The sequence below is a fragment of the Acinetobacter sp. YH16032 genome, from assembly GCF_013417345.1.
In the GTDB taxonomy this organism is placed as follows: domain Bacteria; phylum Pseudomonadota; class Gammaproteobacteria; order Pseudomonadales; family Moraxellaceae; genus Acinetobacter.
The window spans coordinates 1-1145 of record NZ_VPEE01000161.1; the positions used below are offsets into that span (position 1 = coordinate 1).

Annotated in this window: 1 protein-coding gene; it reads left to right on the forward strand. The window is 34.7% G+C overall.

Annotated features, from left to right (window positions below):
- Nucleotides 1-717 precede the first annotated feature (717 nt).
- Nucleotides 718-1145 (forward strand): replication initiation protein (locus FTV32_RS17155; RefSeq protein ID WP_180029163.1); only part of this gene is annotated, 428 nt, incomplete at its 3' end.

A 1145-nucleotide genomic window follows, 5' to 3' on the forward strand; every position in this document is an offset into this window, starting at 1 on the left:
AAAAAAAGCTTCTGAGCGAAGCGAAGCCGTAGTTGCTTTTACTTTTTTAGAATCCTCTCAAGATCGTAACCCAAAACTGCCCCTTAAACCGAGCTTTAGCGAGGTCAAAATGCCACGAGCTTTAGCGAGTGTCATAGGGCAGTTTTCACTCCCCTCTTTTCTTTTATTCTTTTAATAAGCTTTTAAAAGACTTTTAGCCCCCCATGTAAGCCATCTATATCAATGCTTTCAGACTTTAAAAAAGTACTTTTGAGGGACTAACTAAGTACTTTTGAGGGACTTTTAGCGTTTTAAAAAGTACTTTTGAGGGACTAACTAAGTACTTTTGAGGGACTGAAAAGTACAATAAATACATCGTACTTTAAATGAGTAAATTAAATAATATGGGTATATTTTGGGCGAAAACCTAATACAAAGTACATTCCAAACTAGATTCTTTGTTGCGTTTTGCTAAAAAAGCACAAAAAAGACTCGAATTTGGGTCTAAACCCAAAACCAAGCACATTGTAGATTGGATACTGGATTGCATTTTATTAAAAAAAAGTACAAATAGGGGACTCAAAATTTGAGCGAAAACCCATAAAAAGTTTATTGTAGATTGTGTACCTTTATAGATTTTTTGATCTTATATTGCTATTATTAAGTACATTATATCCATTGTACTTTTTGGTTTTTAGCTTTATGAAAATAACAACTTACCCTCCATCATGGGTCGTAATGCAAAATAACATTCAAGAGTGTTTTAAAAGCATGAGTGTAAATGAAAAACGCCTTTTGATTCTTTCTAGCCCTCTTGCACGTACACAAGATGCTACGGAAAAAGACGCTATTATCATCACAGCAGAAGATTTTTCGAAAGAGTGTGGGATCACACAGCACTCAGCATACGCACAGCTAGAAAAAGCAAGCAAGTCATTGATTAAAAGATATTTTTCTTATCATAATGAAAAAAACAAAAAGGTCTTATCTAATTGGGTAATTGACTGCACTTACGAATCAGGAGGGATTGCTATTCGCTTTCCCGAAGTTGTCTTATTTATGCTCAAAGAGTTCGACAAGGTAAACCCCTATACCAAGTACAAAAAAGACATCATACTGAGAGTGAAAAGGGACTACTCTTTCGACTTACACCATCTAGCTAAAAA